Genomic DNA, 18,947 nt, shown 5'->3' on the forward strand with positions numbered 1-18,947 from the left:
GGCCCAGGTGGACCGCAACTCGTCCAGAACCTCCTGCGGGGTGTAGTCGCGCAGGAACGTGGATAAAACGACGAAGGCCCCCGGCGTCGTTGACGGGGGCCTTCGAAGCAGACTGCGTGGGCGAGGTCTATCCGCGCAGTTCCATCGTGCAGCACTTCGGGCCGCCGCCCGACTTGCGCAGTTCTGAGATGTCGACGAACACCGGCTCGAAGCCGCGACGAGCGACCTGCTCGGCCAGGTTCACCGCTTCGACCGGCATGACGACGTGCTTGCCGTCGGACACTGCGTTGAGGCCCAAGCAGACCGCGTCGTCGTCGTTGGCGATCACGGCGTCCGGGAACAGGCGCCTCAACACCTGCTGCGAGCCCGGCGAGAACGCCTCCGGGTAGTAGGCCACCAGAGGCGAGGAGGACTGGTCGTCGAGCATGAAGAGCGCGACGTCCAGGTGGTAGAAGCGCGGGTCGACCAGCTGCAGCGACACGACCGGGACGCCCAGGACCTCCTGGGCCTCGGAGTGCGCGCCGGGGTCGGTGCGGAAGCCCGTGCCCGCCAACAGCAACTGACCGGTCCAGGTGAAGTCGCCCTCGGCCTCGTTCACCGCGGTGGGCATCACGACGGACTTGTAGCCGGCGCCCAGGAACCAGCGGCGGAAGTGGTCGGCTTCGGCCGAACGCTGCTCGGCGCGGAAGCGGGAGCCCAGGACTCGGCCGTCGATGACCGTGCCGCTGTTGGCCGAGAAGACCATGTCGGGCAAGCCCACGACAGGTTCGATGACCTGGACGTCGTGGCCCAGGCGCTCGTAGGTCTCCTTCAACGCGGTCCACTGCTCCACCGCCAGCGAGGTGCTGGTGGGCTGAGTGGGATCCATCCACGGGTTGATGGCGTACTCCACCGTGAAGTACGTCGGCGGGCACATGAGGTACCGACGGGTGGTCGGCATGCGCGTCGGCGCGAGGGGCGTGGCGATGTCGAGCGTGATCGGCTCGCCGGGCCCGGAGATGGATACGGTCATGGATCGAAATGTAAATCCCGCGAGGACCATCGATCAACGCCGCGACATTGCGTTAACTAGGGCAGAATGTTGCGTGTGGACAGCATCGACCAGCGAATCATTTCGTGCCTGATGGCCAACGCCCGATCCAGCTACGCGGAGATCGGCAAAGAGGTGGGGCTGAGCGCCCCGGCGGTGAAGCGGCGGGTGGACAAACTGCTGGACACCGGGGTTCTGCGCGGGTTCACGGCGGTGGTGGACCCGGAGGCGCTCGGGTGGGGCACCGAGGCGTTCGTCGAGGTGCACTGCAAGGGCAACGTCGCGCCGCACGACATCCAGCACCGGCTGGAGCCGATGGCCGAGGTCAGCGCGGCTTACACGGTGTCTGGGGCCGCGGACGCGATCGTGCATCTCCGTGCCGCCGACATCCACCATCTGGAGACGGCACTGGAACGACTGAGGGCGGTGGAGATCATCGACCGGACGGTGTCGACGGTGGTGCTGTCCCGGCTGCTGGACAGGCCGCTGGCACCCTAGTGCGCATGGCTGAGGTTCTGCTGGAGCACAACGATTCCGTCGCCGTGATCACGATCAACGATCCGGACCGGCGCAACGCACTGACGATCGACCTGTCGCAGCAGCTGCACGACAAGGTCAAGGAGGCGGAGCAGAACGCCAACGCGCTGATCATCACGGGCGCTCCGCCCGCGTTCTGCGCCGGTGCGGACCTCACGCAGCTCGGCAACTCCAAGGACGAGGGCCTCAGGAACATCTACCGGGGGTTCCTCGCCGTGGCCAACGCCACGATCCCCACCATCGCGGCCGTCAACGGGGCCGCGGTGGGCGCCGGGCTGAACCTCGCGCTGGCGGCAGACGTCAGGGTCGCCGGGCCGAAAGCACGGTTCGACGCGCGGTTCCTACAGCTCGGAATCCACCCCGGCGGCGGCATGACGTGGATGTTGCAGAAGATCACCAACGTGCAGACGGCGACGGCCATGACGCTCTTCGGGCAGATCTTGGACGCCGACCAAGCGGTCGAGAAAGGGCTCGCCTACGCCAAGGCCGAAGACCCACTCGCAGTAGCAAAAGAGCTGGCCAAGGCGGCTGCGGAGGCGCCAGGAGCACTCGTGCGGACCATCAAGGCGACCATGCGCGCGACCGATGCAATGCACGACCACGCGGAGGCGGTCGAGACCGAGCTCCGGCCACAGGTCGCTTCGATCGACACTCCAGAGTTCGCTGCGAGGCTTGCCGAGATGAAGGCTCGGATCAGCGGACGTTAAGTGTTACCTTGAGTAACAGGTATTGAGGGTGACGTGTGCCGCATTCGGGTATCCGCTGGTAGTGCTGTGCTTACCGTCTAGTTAAGGACCCGGTACGGCAGATGGGACAGTTTGTCTCGCCTAGTGGTACGCGGCCCGCCTGGCACGCGGTCCTGGCGACTACCCTCGATGTGGGGCACAGCCACCCTTGGAGAGAGGTATCGGCGTAGGAATGAGCACTGAGACCCGCAAGCTGGATCGCGTCGTGATCCGGTTCGCCGGCGACTCCGGTGATGGCATGCAGCTCACCGGAGACCGGTTCACGTCGGAAGCGGCGGCGTTCGGCAACGACCTCGCCACGCAGCCCAACTTCCCCGCCGAGATCCGCGCACCCCAGGGCACCCTCCCCGGCGTTTCGTCGTTCCAGCTCCACTTCGCCGACTACGACATCCTGACGCCCGGTGACCGCCCCGACGTGCTCGTGGCGATGAACCCGGCCGCGCTCAAGGCGAACGTCGTCGACCTGCCGGACGGCGGCATCCTCATCGTCAACACCGACGAGTTCACGAAGCGGAACCTGACGAAGGTCGGCTACGACGCGAACCCGCTCGAGGACGAGTCGCTGGAGAAGTTCCAGGTCCACAAGATCGCCATGGCCACGCTGACCATCGGCGCGCTGGAGGAGACCGGACTCGGCAAGAAGGACGCCGAGCGCGCGAAGAACATGTTCGCGCTGGGCCTTCTCTCCTGGATGTACCACCGGCCGACCGAGGGCACGGAACGGTTCCTGCGCGAAAAGTTCGCGAAGAAGCCGGACATCGCCGAGGCCAACGTCCTCGCGTTCCGCGCCGGCTGGAACTACGGCGAGACGACCGAGGCCTTCGCCGTCACGTACGAAGTGGCGCCCGCGAAGCTCAACGTCGGCACCTACCGCCAGATCACCGGCAACACGGCGACCGCGTACGGCATCGTCGCGGCGGCGCAGCGCTCGAAGCTGCCCGTCGTGCTCGGCACGTACCCGATCACGCCGGCGTCGGACATCCTGCACGAGCTCAGCAAGCACAAGAACTTCGACATCACCACGGTGCAGGCAGAGGACGAGATCGCGGGCATCGGCATCGCCCTCGGCGCGTCCTACGGCGGTGCGCTCGGCGTGACGTCGACGTCGGGTCCGGGTATCGCGCTGAAGTCCGAGACCATCGGCCTAGCCGTGATGACCGAACTGCCGCTGCTGGTGATCGACGTGCAGCGCGGTGGCCCGTCCACCGGTCTGCCGACCAAGACCGAGCAGGCCGACCTGCTGCAGGCGATGTACGGCCGCAACGGCGAGTCGCCGGTGCCGATCGTCGCGCCGCAGTCCCCGTCGGACTGCTTCGACGCCGTGATGGACGCGTGCCGGATCGCCCTGAAGTACCGGACGCCCGTGCTGTTCCTCTCCGACGGCGCGGTCGCGAACGGTTCCGAGCCGTGGCTGATCCCGGACGTCGACTCGCTGCCCGATCTCACGGTCGAGTTCGCGACGGACCCGGAGAACTTCCAGCCGTACTCGCGCGACCCCGAGACGCTGGCCCGCCCGTGGGCCGTGCCCGGTACTCCTGGTCTGCAGCACCGCATCGGCGGTCTGGAGAAGCAGGACATCACCGGCAACATCTCGTACGACCCGGAGAACCACGACCGGATGGTCCGCCTGCGCCAGGCGAAGATCGACGGCATCGAGGTCCCCGACGTCGAGGTCGACGACCCGAGCGGCGAGGCTCGCGTGCTGGTCGTGGGCTGGGGCTCGTCCTACGGCCCGATCGGCGCGGCCGCCCGCCGCGTCCGCAAGCTCGGCCTGCCGGTCGCGCACGCGCACCTGCGGCACCTCAACCCGTTCCCCAAGAACCTGGGTGAAGTGCTCAAGTCGTACGACAAGGTGATCGTGCCGGAAATGAACCTGGGCCAGCTGGCGTTGCTGTTGAGGGCGAAGTATCTGGTGGACGCCGTGTCGTACACCAAGGTGCAGGGCCTGCCGTTCAAGGCGGAAGAGCTGCAGGACGTGCTCGCTGACGTGATCAAGGGGGTGTCGGCGTGACTGCGATCGACCTCGGAATCCCCGGCCTGACCGGGGTTCCCACCACCGACGAGAAGCAGACGGCCAAGGACTACAAGTCGGACCAGGAAGTTCGCTGGTGCCCGGGTTGTGGTGACTACGTGGTGCTCAACGCCGTGCAGTCGTTCCTGCCGTCACTGGGTCTCAAGCGCGAGAACATCGTGTTCATCTCGGGCATCGGGTGCTCGTCCCGCTTCCCGTACTACATGAACACCTACGGCATGCACTCGATCCACGGCCGTGCGCCGGCCATCGCCACGGGTCTCGCCGTGTCGCGGCCGGACCTGAGCGTGTGGGTGGTGACCGGTGACGGCGACGCGCTGTCCATCGGCGGCAACCACCTGATCCACACGTTGCGGCGCAACGTGAACCTCAAGATCCTGCTGTTCAACAACCGGATCTACGGCCTCACCAAGGGCCAGTACTCGCCGACCTCCGAGGAAGGCAAGGTCACCAAGTCGACCCCTGTCGGCTCGCTGGACCACCCGTTCAACCCGGTGTCGCTGGCACTGGGCGCGGAGGCCTCGTTCGTCGGTCGCGCGATCGACTCGGACAGGGCCGGTCTGACCTCGGTGCTGCGCCAAGCGGCCGAGCACCGCGGTTCGGCGCTCGTCGAGATCTTCCAGAACTGCCCGATCTTCAACGACGGCGCGTTCGACGTGCTGAAGGACGCGGACGAGGCTTCTCGCCGCATCATCAACGTCGTCGACGGCGAGCCGATCCGCTTCGGTCGTGAGGGCGAGTACTGCGTGATCCGCGAGGGCTTCGGACTCGCGGTCGCGAAGTCCGCGGACGTGGACGCCTCGGACATCGTCATCCACGACGCGTCGGACCTGAACCTGTCCTTCGCGCTCTCGCGGCTGTCGACGCAGGACCTCTCGCACACCGTCACCGGTGTGTTCCGGCGCGCGGACAGGCCGACGTACGACGACAGCGCGCGGGCGCAGGTCAACGAGGCCAAGTCCTCGAAGGCCGCGGACCTGGGCAAGCTGTTGCACGGCAAGGACACCTGGACCGTGGTCGGCTAGAGAACGCTTGCGTGAAAGGCCCGCCAGCACGTTGCTGGCGGGCCTTTCGCCGTTTGAGACTCCTTGAGCTGCAACGCGTGCCGGACGAACACCGGTGGTTCCGTACGGGTTGTGCGATGCGCAAACCCAAGCACCGCAACCGGCAAGATCAGCACCGAACGACCGGTCGACCACAAACGGCTCTCAATAGCATCGCTCGACAATCAGCCCTGGAACGATGACCAGGAATATCTCGTGGCGGTTCCAACGAGGTTCTGCCAGTCGTTTCACTGATCAAAGATCAGCATCACACCCCATAGCAGTAGGCGACCTCTTTGCTCGCTGGCGCAGCCACGACGTACAGCATCGGCGTTGCGCTGAGCGGCGTCGGGCCAGGGCTGCCGGCCATTCGGAAACACATAGGTCGGACACGGCACATCTGGCGGACACGCAACGCCGGCATCAGAAGATCAGCGAAGTACTTACGGCCGGCAGGCGTCGACAGGAAGTAGGGTGCTGCACAGTCCCTGCTTCGCGTCGAGCGCCCCAGAGAACAAGGGAGACACGCCCCTAGTTCACGCCATGAGGAATGTCGCTCGCGGCGTGGACATGTCTACAGGCCACCGAAGCGTCTCGACTAATTTGCTCTAGAAATAGGTGACGACCCTGGTGCAGGAGAAAAGGTGATTGAGCCCACAGCAGGCAACCGGGCTCAAGGTGATGGCAATCCTGGTTGGCGGCATAGCGATCAACAAGATCTCAGATCTGCTGACCATATCCGCTCCGATCGTGCTGATCGGTTCGCTGATTGCCCTGCTTGTGCTCGTAGTCGTTGAGAACATGACCGTTGGCGCGAACTCAAGCGTTACGATGCCGCTGGTTCGATTCTGCCTAGCCTCCCTGATTCTTGGGGCCGTGATCGGCGGGCTGTGGATCATGCCGATCTTTCAAGATGTCATGATCCGCTTGCCGTCTGTCTCCGATTTTGTAGCAAGCCCATCCCCTTCAACGGGACCTGGATGGTTCACCGTCGACCGTGATGGCTACTACTACCGCCTGAACGAGAACCTCAGCAACGCTCACGGTTACGGTGTCTGCGCCGCTTTGGTTATCGCACTCTTCGCTGCGGTTGCGGCAGTTCGGAAGCAGAGCTTGCTCCAGGTTGCCGCATTTGCCATATCCGCAAACACAGGCATGAGCCTTGTCGTCTCGTTGAAAGACCGCGGAAACGACTTTACCTCAAGCTTCTTCGCGGCACTATTTCTATCCGCCCTTGTTGTTACCGTTTCTTACCTGACTCCAGATTTTCTCCGCCTGTTCAGCGACTTTCTCGGTGTTCGGGGGTCGTGGTTTCGACTCAGTCGGACACGTTCGACATCATCGAATACCGAGGACGAGGACGGAACCCTCGCGCGTAATGGCACAGTTTCAGTCAGCGGCCCACCGCTGATTGCGGGTAAGGATTCCGCCTTCGCGAAGGATGTGTCAGGTTCATCGACAGGTCACTGACTGCGACCGTCTGCGGCTGCCTCTGGAACATATGTGGAACGAGAAGAGGCCCCCGGCGGCGAGAACATCGCCCGGGGGGCTCCTTCACATGACCGTGTCTGCAGCCTTTGGCGTCAGCGCTGGTGCGAGCGGCGGTCGTAGGAGACCGCGTAGATCGTGCTGCGCGCGGCCAGGACCGGGTCGTCCGACGGCTCGATGCCGTCCACCAGCGAGGTCGGGTCGAACACCTGGGACTGCCAGTGGTCCTGGTCCGGCGACTCCTTGGTGATCTCGATGCGGCCGGCGTCGATCGTCTTGCGGTCGGCCGGCCAGGCGACGGTCGAGTCGTGGGTCGGGTCGCCTGGCTCGCCGAACGTCACCTGGAGTGTGAAGGCGATGGGCAGGCGGTCGCGCAGTTCCTCGGTCAGGTGGTGCGGGGTCCACGAGGCGGAGTCGTCGGCGTTGACGATGCCCGCTTCCGGGATCCACGAGTAGCGGATCGGACGCACGACACCTGAGGCGTCCCGCCACAGGAAGGCGTGGATCGCCCAGTACTGCGTCGTGGCGTACGAGACCGGGATGGCGATGGTCTTGGCCGCTACCAGCGCGGGGCCCACGGAGGGATGGGCTCCTACGAACGACTTGATGTGCGGGACGGACGGGTCTTGGGCGTCGGTGTCCGCTTTGGCCGCCTTGATGAACTCCACGAACTCCTCGGGGGTGGCGGCTACGAAGCGCTCCACGCTCACCATCACCAGGTCGGTGTTGGTGCCGTCGGCGAGGTGGAACTTGGTCGCGAAGCCTCGCACCGCGCGGTCGGCGTCCGCCGCGTGCGGGTTGGCGTCGGTGTGCGAGAACCGGACGGTGGCGCGCACCGGTTCGCCCTGCAGGTGCGGGGCCGTCGTGAACGGTGCCGCGGCCCCGCTCGGCGTGAAGACGGCTTCGTACACGAAGCCTCGGGCGTGGGCGCGACGGAAGCCGTGGTGGGTGCCCTTCAGATTCTCGATCGAATCCACAATGGTCGATGAGATCTGCGATTTCGCCAGCTCGGAAGACATGAGCCGACGCTATCGCCGCTGGTCAGACCCCGCCAGAACAGCGTTCCATTTGGGCACGATTCCCGGTCTTCCCGGTCATGGTGCCGGTCGGAACCCCGCTTTTTCGGCGTCGGCTTCGGTGCGGAACCAGACATCGGCGCGTGTTTCGCCGAAATTGGCCGAACCTTCCGTGTAATAGCGGCGGCCGGTCAGCGTGGCCTTCACCGCGAAGTCCGCGGCCGGTGCGTGGCCGTCCGACTTGGGCAGCACCGAGCCGGGACCGAACGGGGAGCGCGGGTTGAAGCCCTCAGGCTGCTGGAACCTCGACGATCCCGGAGCCGCTGCGCCGTTGGGACGGCCGCCCGTGGACGGCGAAAATCCGACAGGACGCGGGCGGGACGGGAGGGCTGCGGCCGGGGCGGGGGCGGGTGGGGCTTCCTTCGGCTGTTCGAAGGCGGCGAACGCGCTGAAGCTCTGCTGGCGCTGCTGGGTGGTGCGGCGGGCCTCGCGGATCGGCAGGCCGGCCTCGGTCACCCGCGCAGGCAGGTCGGCCTGGACCGGCTCGAAGATCTCCGGCTCGGGCTCCGGCGGTGCGGCCAGCAACGGCTCGTCGCTCGGCACGAACTTCGGCACGAACGGCTGGTCGTTGGTCGTGTCCGGGAGCTGGCGGGTCTGGCCCAGTGCGGGCAACGGCTCGTCGGCGTCCAGGAGCGGCTCGAAGAGGGAGCGCGGGCGGTCGGCGACCGGCTCGGGCTTGGGTGCTTCGGGCGTCTCCACGGCGTGGTGGAACGCGCCGGCTACGGCACGGGGCTGGCGGCCCGTGGTCTCCAGCTCCGTCTCGGGCGGGGCGCCGAACGCGGAGAAGGGAGCCGGTGCGGGGGCGCCGGGGGTGCTGAAGGGCTCGACGTACCCGACGGGCTGGGAGTACTCGGGGCGGGCGGGCTCGGCGTAGCCGTCGAAGTCGGGACGGCCAGAGGGCGCCGGGTGGTCGGCGGGCTCGGGCTCGGCGTACTCGACAGGCTGGGCGTAACCGGCGGTTTCGGCGTGGACCTCGGGCTCGGCGTACTCGGCGTGCTCTTCGTGAGTCTCGACGTACTCGGCCTGCTCGGCGTAGTCGTCCTGGTCGAAGACCTCGGGCTCGAGCGGCTCACGACGGGCGTGCGCGGGCTCGGAGGCGGGTTCGGGCTCGGTGAAGCCCTGCTCCTCGGCGAGCGTGCTCTCGAAGACGCCGTTGCGGACGTGCGGGGCGTCCAGGTCGAGCGGCTCGACCATGGTCTGCTCGGCGGGCGACTCCGGTTCGACGAAACCGTCCAGCTGGCCTGAGATCTCGTCGCGCAGGCCGGGGTACTCGCCGGTGAGGTCGTTGGCGGGCCAGGAGCTCTGCTCGACCGCGATGAACGTGGTCTGCTCGGAGCGGGTGGGCTCGTCCTCCTGCTCGGCGGCCTCGTCGAGGAAGGCTTCCTGCTCCTGTTCCGCCCAGACCTCGCGCGGCTGGTAGATGAAGTCGCCGTGCTCGTCGACCTCGGCGGGCGCGGTCGGCTCGACGACGGGCGGCGCCACCTCGGCGACCGGCTCCACGATGGCGGGCAGGACGCCCGTCTGCTCGGCCGGGAGCTCGGGCTCGTCGTCGAAGTCGGCGGCCTCCAGGCCGGACTGCGACAGCACCGTCGTCATCTCGGCCGGGGTCTCCTCCGGCACGTCCTCCGGAGTCAGGCGCTCGAAGAGGGAACGCGGGCGGTCGTCGTCGGCCTCGGCGAGCGCGCGCTGCTCGGCGAGCTGCTCCTCGAACCGGCGCTGCGCCTCGTCCGCCTCCATGTACTGGCGGACCGGCGTGACCGGCTCCTGCACGACGGGCTCTTCGACGACGGGCTCGGGTTCCGGCTCGGGCTCTTCGGCCACGACGGGTGCGACCGGCTCACCGAAGTAGGCAGGAGGCTCCGAGTACGGCGCGGGTGCGGGCGTGGGCGCCGGAACGGGGAACGGCGCGGGCGTCGGCGGGTGCAGCACCTCGTCGCTCAACGACCGCGGCGGGGTGTCGTCCCACTCGTCGACCTCGAAGTCGTCGTCGCGGGTCACCGTCGCGATGGGCGGGGCGGACCGGCGTGCGTCCAGAAGTTGATCTTCGAGGTCGGCTACCTGCTTGCGTGCGGGTCGGACCCACACCAGCCACGTGAGCCCGACTCCCGCGGCGAACGCCAGCAGACTCCACAGCCAGACCTGCCCGAAGACATTCACGGGTAAGCCCCTTCTACGACCACACTCGGTCCCTACTCACTCGGAAGGGTGAGCACGGCCAAACTACAGTGCCTTTGATGATGCTCCGTCACTACGCCGTTCGGCGCAAATATCCGGAGGAAACGCCAGCGTAGAGTGGCATTTTGTGCCGCCTCTGACGACTTCTTCGCTCTCTTCGCCAGAAGTTCACACCCAGGGGCGAGGCGTCACCTACGGCGTACTCGCCTACGTCCTTTGGGGCCTGTTCCCGGCGTACTGGCCACTCCTCGTACCCGCCCAGCCGGTCGAGGTGCTCGCACACCGGATCGTCTGGTCGTTCGTGACGCTCGCCATCGCCGTCGTGATCCTCAGGCGGTGGCGTCCTTTCCTTGATTTATCAGGAAAAGGCTGGCTCATCGTTACCGCCGCGGCGGTGTTGATCACGGTGAACTGGGGCACCTACATCTACGCCGTCAACACCAAGCACGTCGTCGAGGCGGCGCTGGGCTACTTCATCAACCCGTTGGTGAGCGTGGCACTGGGCATGATCTTCCTCAAGGAACGATTGCGTCTCGGTCAGGTGATCGCGATCGGCGTCGTCGTCGCGGCTGTGATCGTGCTCACCGTCGACTACGGACGGCTGCCGGTGATCTCGCTGATCCTGGCCGTGTCGTTCGGCTTTTACGGGCTGCTGAAGAAGAAAGTCCCGCTCGACGCGATCTCCAGCCTCACCGCGGAGAACATGGTGATCGCCCCGATCGCGCTCGTGTACCTGCTCACACTCGGCAGCGCGAACACGTTCACGACGGCAGGCACCGGCCACACGCTGCTGATCCTCAGCACGGGCATCATCACGGTGGTGCCGCTGTTGCTGTTCGGCGCTGGGGCACAACGGATTCCGCTGACCACCATGGGCATGCTGCAGTACCTCGCACCGGTCCTGCAGTTCCTCTGGGGCGTGTTCGTCGTGCACGAACCCATGCCACCCAGCAGGTGGATCGGGTTCGGGCTCGTCTGGCTGGCGCTGGCGATCTTCGTCACCGACGCGCTGCGGTACCGGCGCAAGCAGGTGCTCGCGCCGGTCCAACTGGCTCAGTGAGACCGCGCCACCACGTAGACGGCGAGCTCTTCGAGGGCGTCACGGGCACCGCACGGCGGCAGCTTCCCGAGCTCCGTGCGAGCCCTGTCGACGTACTCGTCGAGCGTCTCGCGCGAACGCTCGATGCCCACGGACTTGCGCAGCAACGTCAGCGCCTCGTCCACCAGCTCGTCGTCGGAGATCGGGCCTGCGAGCAGCTCGGCCAGCCGCGTCTCGGACGGGTCCGCGAGCGCGTAGAGCATCGGCAGCGTCTTCACGCCCTCGCGCAGGTCCGTGCCCGGCGTCTTGCCGGACTCGATCGACGGCGAGGCGATGTCGATGACGTCGTCGGAGATCTGGAACGCCGCGCCGATCACGTCGGCGTACCGGCGCAGGGCGTCCGTCTGCTCCTCGGTGGCGTCGGAGAACATGCCGCCGAACCGCGCCGCGGTGGCGATCAGCACGCCCGTCTTCTCCTCGATCACCTTGAGGTAGTGGGAGATCGGGTCCTCGCCGGGCTTCGGGCCGACGGTCTCGCGCATCTGGCCGGTCACCAGGACCGAGAAGGTCTCCGCGATGATCCGCGCCGCGTCGGTCCCCAGATCCGCGGTCAGCCGCGACGCGTGGGCGAACAGGAAGTCACCCGTCAGGATCGCGATGCTGTTGTCCCACTTGGCGTTCGCGGAGGCCGCGCCGCGCCGCATGGTCGCCTCGTCCATGACGTCGTCGTGGTACAGCGTGGCGAGGTGTGTGAGCTCGACCACAGTGGCGGCCTTGATGACCTTCTCGCGGTCCCAGTCCTCACCGAACTGGGAGGCGAGCAGTGTGAAGAGCGGGCGGATCCGCTTTCCGCCCGCCTCCACAAGGTGAAGCGAGGTTTCCGTCACCGGGGCGAACTCGCTCTGCACGACGTCGTGCAGGTTGCGCTCCACCTCGGCCAGGCCGTCCTGGACTAGCTGGTTGAGCACGGGGTCCACCAACGCGAACCCCGGTCCCTCATGCTCGCTACTGGTCACACCAGCAGACTACGTACACCTAGCTGAGGAAGGTGCCGGTACCCGCCCAATCGAGCACGAACGTGGGCCACAACCCCAGCACCAGGGTCACGACGGCACCCAACGTGATCGCGATCGTGGTGAACGCGCCGGGCACGCTGACGGTCGGGCCGTCCGGCGCCGGGTCGCTGAAGTACATCAGCACGATCACCCGCAGGTAGAAGAACGCCGCGACGGCCGAGGCCACCAGGGCGATCACCACGAGCGGCGTCAGACCGGCCTCGATCGCCGCGCTGAACACGACGAACTTGCCGATGAAGCCGGACGTCAGCGGGATGCCGGCCAGCGCCAGCAGCAGGAACGTGAAGACGCCCGCCACGATCGGCGACCGCTTCGCGAGACCGGCCCACTGCGACAGGTGCGTCGCCTCGCCGTCCGAGTTGCGGACCAGCGACACGATGCCGAACGCGGCGATCGTGGTGAAGCCGTACGCCAGCAGGTAGAACATGGTCGCGCTCACGCCGGCGCCACCAGGCACCAGCGCGATCGAACCGATCAGCAGGAAGCCCGCGTGCGCCACCGACGAGTACGCGATCATGCGCTTCACGTCGGTCTGCGTGAGACCCAGGATCGCGCCGATCACCATCGACACGACCGCGACGCCGTAGAGCACACCGCGCCACTCCCACTGCGTGTTCTCGAACGCCACCGTGAGCACGCGCAGGATGCCGCCGAACGCGGCGACCTTGGTGCACGCTGCCATGAACGCCGTCACCGGCGTCGGCGCGCCCTGGTACACGTCCGGGGTCCAGGCGTGGAACGGGCCGACCGCGGCCTTGAACAGCAGACCCACCACCAGCAGGCCGAAGCCCGCGAACAGCAGCGTGTCCGAGCGGTCCGTGCCGGCGGCCGCGGAGGCGATCGCCGAGAGCTTCACCGAGCCCGCGTAGCCGTACAGCAGGGCGATGCCGTACAGGAAGAACGCGGAGGCGAACGCACCGAGCAGGAAGTACTTCACGGCCGCTTCCTGCGAGAGCAGGCGACGGCGGCGAGCCAGGCCGCACAGCAGGTACAGCGGCAGCGACAGGACTTCCAGCGCGATGAACATCGTCAGCAGGTCGTTCGACGCGACGAACGTCATCATGCCGCCGAGCGCGAACAGCGTGAGCGGGAAGACCTCGGTCTGCATGCCGGTCTTCGTCGCCTGAGCGCGGTCCTGGATGGTGCCCGGACGGATCGCGGCCTGGGCCACGAACACGCCACCCGGCTCCACCGAGCGGTCCGCGATCAGCAGGATCGACCCGAACGCCAGCACCAGCAACGTGGCCCACAGGAACAGCGACGGCGAGTCGACCGCGATCGTCCCCGCCAGCGTCGCCACGCCCTGCTCCGGGCGATCCGACGTGGCGTAGAAGATCAGCGCCGCGGTCGCCGCGACCAGCGTGACGAGCGACAGCACGAGCTGCACCGCCCACCGCTGGTGCTTGGGCAGCAACGCTTCCAGCAACACGCTGACGCAGGCCGCGCCGAGCACGATCAGCACCGGCGCGATCGCACCGTAGAGGATCTCCGGCGCCTCGAACTGCTGCGCCTGAGCGACGAGAAGGTTCACGTCACTTGCCTTCCTGCACGGAGACCGGGTCGGTCACGCCGACCTCGGTCAGCGTCGCCCCGACAGTCGGGGTGATGACGTCGAGCACCGGCTGCGGGTAGAACCCGAGCGCCAGCACGATGACAACGAGCGGTGCGAGGACCGCGATCTCGCGCTTGTTCAGGTCGCCGATCGTGGTCTTCGTCTCCGGGTCGCCCACGGCACCCGGACCGGAGGCGGCGCCGACGAGGGCGTCGCCACGCAGCGGGCCGGTCATCATCCGCTGGTAGAGCCACAGCACGTAGAGCGCCGCGAGCACCATGCCGACCGTCGCGAGGATCGTTGCGACCGGCTGCGTCGGGAACGAGCCGATCAGCACCAGGAACTCGGAGACGAACGAGTTCGTGCCCGGCAGCGACAGCGTGGTCAGACCGGACAGCAGCAGCATGCCGGCGAGCAGCGGCGCCACCTTCGACATGCCGCCGTAGTCGGAGATCTGCGACGAACCACCGCGCGCGATCACCATGCCGATCACCAGGATCAGCATGCCGGTCGAGATCGAGTGGTTGAGCATGTACGACACCGAGCCCACGCCTGCCTGCGACGTGAACGAGAAGATGCCGAGCGCGATGAAGCCGAAGTGGGCGATCGAGACGTAGGCCAGGAACCGCTTCATGTCCCGCTGGCCCGTGGCGAGCAGCGATCCATAAAGGACACCGGCTACCGCGAGCACGAGCACGAGCGGCGCCAGGTTCTTGGACGCCGTCGGGAACATCGGCAGCAGGTAGCGCAGCATGCCGAACGTGCCGACCTTGTCCAGGATGCCGACGACGATCACCGTGACGCCGATGGGCGCCTCGGCGGCCGCGTCGGGCAGCCAGGTGTGGAACGGCACGAGTGGCGCCTTGATCGCGAACGCCAGGAAGAAGCCGAGGAACAGCCAGGTCTGCGTCGTCGCGTCGGCGTCGCTGACCACCTTCACCAGGGTCGCCCAGTCGAACGTGCCCTTGCCCAGCTCGTCCGACGCCATCGCGTAGGCGCCGATCGCGGAGGCCAGCATGATCAGGCCGCCGAGGAACGAGTAGAGGAAGAACTTGACCGCCGCGTACTGCCTGCGCGCGCCGCCGTAGCCGCCGATCAGGAAGTACATCGGGATCAGCATGACCTCGAACAGCACGTAGAACAGGAAGACGTCGGTGGCGGCGAACACCGCGACCGTCACGGCCTCCTGCACCAGGATCAGCGCGAGGTACCCGCCCTGCGAACGGCCGGCGGGCAGCTTCTCCGTCCAGCCGGCACCGATCACCAGCGGGATCAGCAGCGCGATCACCGCGATCATCACGAGCGCGATGCCGTCGATGCCGAACGACAGGCGAACACCGAACGCCGGAATCCAGTCCACACCGAACGCGAGCTGGATCCGGTCGCCAGAAGGCTTGTAAGCAGTCCACAGCAGAACGGCGAGCACGAGCTCGACGACCGAGAACGCCAGTGCGACGAGCTTGGCCTTCGCGTCGTCCTTGCGCAGGAACGTCACCGCGAGCGCGCCGACCAGCGGCACCACCAGCAGTGCGATCAGAACCCAGGTCACGAGAACCTCACCACCAGGAGCGCCCCGAGCACGAAGATCGAGCCCAGCAGCATGGACAGTGCGTAGGAGCGGACGAACCCGGTCTGCAGCCTGCGCAACCGGCCGGAGCTACCACCGAGCAGCGCCGCCATGCCGTTGACGGCACCGTCGACGCCCTTCAGGTCGAGGAACACCAGCGCGCGGGTGAGCCATGTGCCCGGCCGCGCGAAGAGGGCCTCGTTGAGTGCGTTGCCGTAGAGGTCCGCACGGGCGGCGCGCACCGGGAACGACACCCGCAGCGGCCGCTCGACCGGCTGCTTGCCGCGAGCGAAGAGCAGGAACGCGAGGCCTGCACCAACCACCGCGAGAGCCACGGTCAGGATGCCGACCATGCCGTGCGAAACGACGCCGTGCTCTTCCTTGAGCTCACCCAGCGAGGGCTCCAGCCAGCCGGCCAGACGCCCACCGGACGAGAGGAACCAGCCGCCACCGATCGAGCCGACCGCCAGGATGATCATCGGGATGGTCATCGACAGCGGGGACTCGTGCGGGTGGTACTCGCGGCCGTCCTCGGACTTGAGCTCCTTCCAGCGGGGCTTGCCCAGGAAGACGAGGATCAGCAGGCGCGTCATGTAGAACGCGGTCAGCGCGGCACCGAGCAGTGCGACACCGCCGAAGACGTACGGCCGCCAGCCCTCACCGGTGAACGCCGCCGCGATGATGGCGTCCTTCGAGAAGTAGCCCGCGAACGGCGGGATGCCGATCAGCGCGAGGTAGCCGAGCGTCCAGGTGACGAACGTGACCGGCAGGTACTTCGCCAGGCCGCCCATCCGCCGGATGTTGCCCTCGTCGTTCATGCCGTGCATGACCGAACCGGCACCGAGGAAGAGCCCTGCCTTGAAGAAACCGTGCGTCAGCAGGTGCATGATGCCGAGCGCGTAGCCGACCGGGCCGAGGCCCACCGCGAGGATCATGTAACCGATCTGCGAGACCGTCGAGTACGCCAGGACTTTCTTGAAGTCGTCGTAGGCGCAACCGATGATGCAACCGATCAGCAGCGTGACGCCACCGATGATCATCACGACCAGGCGGCCGTCCGCGCTGAGGTTGTACAGCGGGTTGGAGCGGGCGATCAGGTACACGCCCGCCGTGACCATCGTTGCCGCGTGAATCAGGGCGGACACCGGGGTCGGGCCGGCCATGGCGTCCGGCAACCAGGCCTGCAGCGGGAACTGACCGGACTTGCCGCAGGCACCCAGGAGCAGCAGCAGCGTGATCGCGAGGACCTCGGCACCCGAGAACTCGCCGACCCGGCTGAAGACCTCGGTGTACTGCGTGGTCCCGAGCCGGTTGAACATCAGGAAGATCGCGATGGCGAGGCCCAGGTCACCGACGCGGTTCATCAGGAAGGCCTTCTTGGCCGCCGACGCCGCTTCCGGCTTGTACTGGTACCAGCCGATCAGCAGGTACGAGGCGAGACCGACGCCCTCCCAGCCGAAGTACAGGGTCACGAAACCGTTGCCCAGCACCAGCAGGAGCATCGCCGCGACGAAGAGGTTCAGGTAGGCGAAGAACTTCCGCCTGCCTTCCTCGTGCGCCATGTAGCCGATCGAGTAGATGTGGATCAGCGAGCCCACACCGGTGATCAGCAGCACGAACGTCAGCGACAGCGGGTCGATCCGCAGTCCGAACTCGACGGTCAGCGCGTTGATGTCGACCCAGTTGAACAGGTGCAGGTTCTGCACCCGCTCCTCGGCGTTCGAGTGGCCGAGGGTCGAGAAGAACAGCGCGAGTCCGTAGCCGAACGACGCCAGGAGCGTCGCGCAGCCGAGCAGGTGGCCCCACTTGTCGGTGCGCTTGCCACCGACCAGCAGCACCGCCGCGCCGAACGCGGGCAGCGCCAACAACAACCAGGCGAAGCTCGCGACCCCGCTGGCGACAACAGGTTCCGTCACCGGTGACCCCTCAGTACTTCAGCAGGTTCGAGTCGTCGACCGAGGCCGAGCGACGCGTGCGGAAGATGGACATGATGATCGCGAGGCCGACCACGACCTCCGCCGCGGCGACGACCATCACGAAGAACGCCATCACCTGACCGTCGAGCGAGCCGTTGATCCGCGCGAACGTCACGAGGCTCAGGTTGACCGCGTTGAGCATGAGCTCGACGCACATGAAGACCACGATCGCGTTGCGGCGCACGAGAACACCAACGGCGCCGATGCTGAACAGCAGTGCCGACAGCAGCAGGTAGTACGTGGGAGTCACGACTCACTTCCCTTGAGCGCGTGCGCGTCGGCCTCGTGCGCGGTGCCCGCGACCTCGGCGACGTCGTCCGAGAGCACGGACTTGTCGGTCGCCTCGATGACCTCGAACAGCGACTCCTCCGACACGCTGCCGTCGGGCAGCAGTGCGGGGGTGGCCACCGAGTTCGCGGTGGCGAAGACGCCGGGGCCGGGGATGGAACCGACCCGCTTGAACTCCTGGAAGCGCTCCTCGACGAGTTCCTTCTGCGTCTTGCGGGCGGGCTTCCCGTCGCGGCCGACGAACGCCAGGATCATCGCGCCGAGGGCGGCGGTGATCAGCAGGGCCGAGGTGAGCTCGAACGGGAACAGGTAGTCCGTGAAGAGCTTCTGGCCGATGTTGGCGACGTTGCCGCCGTTCGTGGTGTTGGCCTCCGCGAGACCGGCGGGCTCGACCGAGGTGAGCGCGCGGGCGACGGAACCGACCATGAGGACGGCGAACCCGATGCCGAGCAACGCCGCGGCGAGTCGTTGCCCGCGAATGACCTCGACCACGGAGTCCGAACTGTCGCGGCCGACCATCATGAGCACGAACAGGAACAGCATCATGATCGCGCCGGTGTAGACGATGATCTGCACGAAGCCGAGGAACGGCGCCTGCTGGATCATGTACAGCACACCGAGGCTGAGCATCGTCACGACGAGCCACAGCGCGGAGTGGACCGCGTTGCGCGCGAAGAGCATGCCGAGCGCGCCGGCCAGCGCGAGCGGGCCGAGGACCCAGAACGCGATGGCCTCGCCGGTGGTGACGGTGTCGACCACCTTCTGCACGGGCTCCGGCTGCTGCGCCAGAAGGCTTACGAGGAGGCTCACTGCTGAGCCTCCTTCGCCAGCTGCGGGCCGTTCACGTAGTAGTCCTGCTCGTGGTCGCCGAGCCGCATCGGGTGCGGCGGCTGCTCCATGCCGGGCAGCAGTGGAGCGAGCAGGTCCTCCTTCGTGAAGATCAGGTCCTGGCGGTTGTCGTCGGCGAGCTCGTACTCGTTCGTCATCGTGAGCGAACGGGTCGGGCACGCCTCGATGCACAGGCCGCAGCCGATGCAGCGCAGGTAGTTGATCTGGTAGTCGGCGCCGTACCGCTCACCGGGCGAGTAGCGCTCCTCGTCGGTGTTGTTGCCACCTTCGACGAAGATCGCGTCCGCGGGGCAGGCCCACGCGCACAGCTCGCAGCCGACGCACTTCTCCAGCCCGTCCGGGTGCCTGTTCAGCTGGTGACGGCCGTGGAACCGCGGCGCGGTCACCTTCTTGACCTCGGGGTACTCCTCCGTCACCACCTTCTTGAACATGGTGCCGAAGGTGACGCCGAAGCCTTTGAGGGACTCGAACAT

General features: G+C 66.9%; 16 protein-coding genes. 6 read left to right on the forward strand and 10 right to left on the reverse strand.

The window, feature by feature from the left end:
- Window positions 1-127: 127 nt before the first annotated feature.
- Window positions 128-940, reverse strand: a complete 813-nt coding sequence (ddaH, locus tag AB0M24_RS39355; protein ID WP_363778790.1) for a dimethylargininase — start codon at window positions 938-940, stop codon at window positions 128-130.
- Window positions 941-1,087: 147 nt separating this feature from the next.
- On the opposite strand from ddaH, the gene AB0M24_RS39360 reads away from it, so the two are divergent.
- The 5 genes from AB0M24_RS39360 to AB0M24_RS39380 all read left to right on the forward strand — a co-directional run bounded on the left by AB0M24_RS39360 (window position 1,088) and on the right by AB0M24_RS39380 (window position 6,858).
- The gene (locus tag AB0M24_RS39360) at window positions 1,088-1,528 is read left to right on the forward strand and encodes an Lrp/AsnC family transcriptional regulator (RefSeq protein ID WP_035913697.1); all 441 of its coding nucleotides are present in this window, start codon (window positions 1,088-1,090) and stop codon (window positions 1,526-1,528) included.
- A 5-nt stretch (window positions 1,529-1,533) separates the two neighbouring features.
- Window positions 1,534-2,274 carry an enoyl-CoA hydratase gene (locus AB0M24_RS39365; protein WP_363778677.1) on the forward strand — a complete coding sequence of 247 codons (741 nt, stop codon included), beginning with the start codon at window positions 1,534-1,536 and terminating at the stop codon, window positions 2,272-2,274.
- Window positions 2,275-2,485: 211 nt separating this feature from the next.
- Window positions 2,486-4,324 carry a 2-oxoacid:acceptor oxidoreductase subunit alpha gene (locus tag AB0M24_RS39370; RefSeq protein ID WP_363778679.1) on the forward strand — a complete coding sequence of 613 codons (1,839 nt, stop codon included), beginning with the start codon at window positions 2,486-2,488 and terminating at the stop codon, window positions 4,322-4,324.
- Window positions 4,321-5,370, forward strand: a complete 1,050-nt coding sequence (locus AB0M24_RS39375; protein ID WP_363778681.1) for a 2-oxoacid:ferredoxin oxidoreductase subunit beta — start codon at window positions 4,321-4,323, stop codon at window positions 5,368-5,370. The genes AB0M24_RS39370 and AB0M24_RS39375 overlap by 4 nt, the downstream gene beginning before the upstream one ends.
- A 699-nt stretch (window positions 5,371-6,069) precedes the next feature.
- Window positions 6,070-6,858 carry a hypothetical protein gene (locus tag AB0M24_RS39380; RefSeq protein WP_363778683.1) on the forward strand — a complete coding sequence of 263 codons (789 nt, stop codon included), beginning with the start codon at window positions 6,070-6,072 and terminating at the stop codon, window positions 6,856-6,858.
- Between the two features lie 113 nt (window positions 6,859-6,971).
- Here AB0M24_RS39380 and AB0M24_RS39385 read toward each other — a convergent pair whose 3' ends face one another.
- Both AB0M24_RS39385 and AB0M24_RS39390 read right to left on the reverse strand, forming a co-directional pair.
- Entirely contained in the window at window positions 6,972-7,895 is a 924-nt protein-coding gene (locus tag AB0M24_RS39385; RefSeq protein ID WP_363778685.1) for a catalase family peroxidase, read from the reverse strand.
- Between the two features lie 75 nt (window positions 7,896-7,970).
- Window positions 7,971-10,109: a hypothetical protein gene (locus AB0M24_RS39390; protein ID WP_363778687.1), complete on the reverse strand. Its 2,139-nt coding sequence runs from the start codon at window positions 10,107-10,109 to the stop codon at window positions 7,971-7,973.
- A 145-nt stretch (window positions 10,110-10,254) separates the two neighbouring features.
- Between AB0M24_RS39390 and rarD the strand changes: the two genes are divergently transcribed.
- Window positions 10,255-11,187, forward strand: coding sequence for an EamA family transporter RarD (rarD, locus tag AB0M24_RS39395; protein ID WP_363778689.1), 933 nt, complete (start codon window positions 10,255-10,257; stop codon window positions 11,185-11,187).
- Here rarD and AB0M24_RS39400 read toward each other — a convergent pair.
- The 7 genes from AB0M24_RS39400 to nuoI are packed head-to-tail and all read right to left on the reverse strand — an operon-like array spanning window position 11,181 to window position 18,947.
- Entirely contained in the window at window positions 11,181-12,146 is a 966-nt protein-coding gene (locus tag AB0M24_RS39400; protein WP_363778792.1) for a polyprenyl synthetase family protein, read from the reverse strand. The two genes, rarD and AB0M24_RS39400, sit on opposite strands and share 7 nt — an antisense overlap.
- A 55-nt stretch (window positions 12,147-12,201) precedes the next feature.
- Window positions 12,202-13,773, reverse strand: a complete 1,572-nt coding sequence (gene nuoN / locus AB0M24_RS39405; RefSeq protein WP_363778691.1) for an NADH-quinone oxidoreductase subunit NuoN — start codon at window positions 13,771-13,773, stop codon at window positions 12,202-12,204.
- A 1-nt stretch (window position 13,774) separates the two neighbouring features.
- Window positions 13,775-15,343, reverse strand: a complete 1,569-nt coding sequence (locus AB0M24_RS39410) for an NADH-quinone oxidoreductase subunit M (protein WP_363778693.1) — start codon at window positions 15,341-15,343, stop codon at window positions 13,775-13,777.
- Window positions 15,340-17,277, reverse strand: a complete 1,938-nt coding sequence (nuoL, locus tag AB0M24_RS39415; protein ID WP_363778695.1) for an NADH-quinone oxidoreductase subunit L — start codon at window positions 17,275-17,277, stop codon at window positions 15,340-15,342. Before nuoL ends, AB0M24_RS39410 begins: the two co-directional genes overlap by 4 nt.
- Before the next feature lie 10 nt (window positions 17,278-17,287).
- Complete coding sequence (gene nuoK / locus AB0M24_RS39420; RefSeq protein WP_030473209.1) at window positions 17,288-17,587, reverse strand: NADH-quinone oxidoreductase subunit NuoK; 300 nt, start codon at window positions 17,585-17,587, stop codon at window positions 17,288-17,290.
- Window positions 17,584-18,414 (reverse strand): NADH-quinone oxidoreductase subunit J, encoded by an 831-nt coding sequence (locus tag AB0M24_RS39425; RefSeq protein ID WP_363778794.1) that lies wholly within the window; start codon window positions 18,412-18,414, stop codon window positions 17,584-17,586. The genes nuoK and AB0M24_RS39425 overlap by 4 nt, the downstream gene beginning before the upstream one ends.
- A 17-nt stretch (window positions 18,415-18,431) precedes the next feature.
- The gene (nuoI, locus tag AB0M24_RS39430) at window positions 18,432-18,947 is read right to left on the reverse strand and encodes an NADH-quinone oxidoreductase subunit NuoI (protein WP_363778698.1); all 516 of its coding nucleotides are present in this window, start codon (window positions 18,945-18,947) and stop codon (window positions 18,432-18,434) included.

Origin of the sequence: Lentzea sp. NPDC051838, from assembly GCF_040681245.1 — a bacterium.
Lineage (GTDB): Bacteria > Actinomycetota > Actinomycetes > Mycobacteriales > Pseudonocardiaceae > Lentzea.

Excerpts from the sequence above, each read along its gene's own strand:
- ddaH (WP_363778790.1), bottom strand. The coding sequence starts at position 940 with ATGCCGACCACCCGTCGGTACCTCATGTGCCCGCCGACGTACTTCACG.
- AB0M24_RS39365 (WP_363778677.1), top strand. The coding sequence starts at position 1,534 with ATGGCTGAGGTTCTGCTGGAGCACAACGATTCCGTCGCCGTGATCACG.
- AB0M24_RS39370 (WP_363778679.1), top strand. The coding sequence starts at position 2,486 with ATGAGCACTGAGACCCGCAAGCTGGATCGCGTCGTGATCCGGTTCGCC.
- AB0M24_RS39380 (WP_363778683.1), top strand. The coding sequence starts at position 6,070 with ATGGCAATCCTGGTTGGCGGCATAGCGATCAACAAGATCTCAGATCTG.
- AB0M24_RS39385 (WP_363778685.1), bottom strand. The coding sequence starts at position 7,895 with ATGTCTTCCGAGCTGGCGAAATCGCAGATCTCATCGACCATTGTGGAT.
- nuoI (WP_363778698.1), bottom strand. The coding sequence starts at position 18,947 with ATGTTCGAGTCCCTCAAAGGCTTCGGCGTCACCTTCGGCACCATGTTC.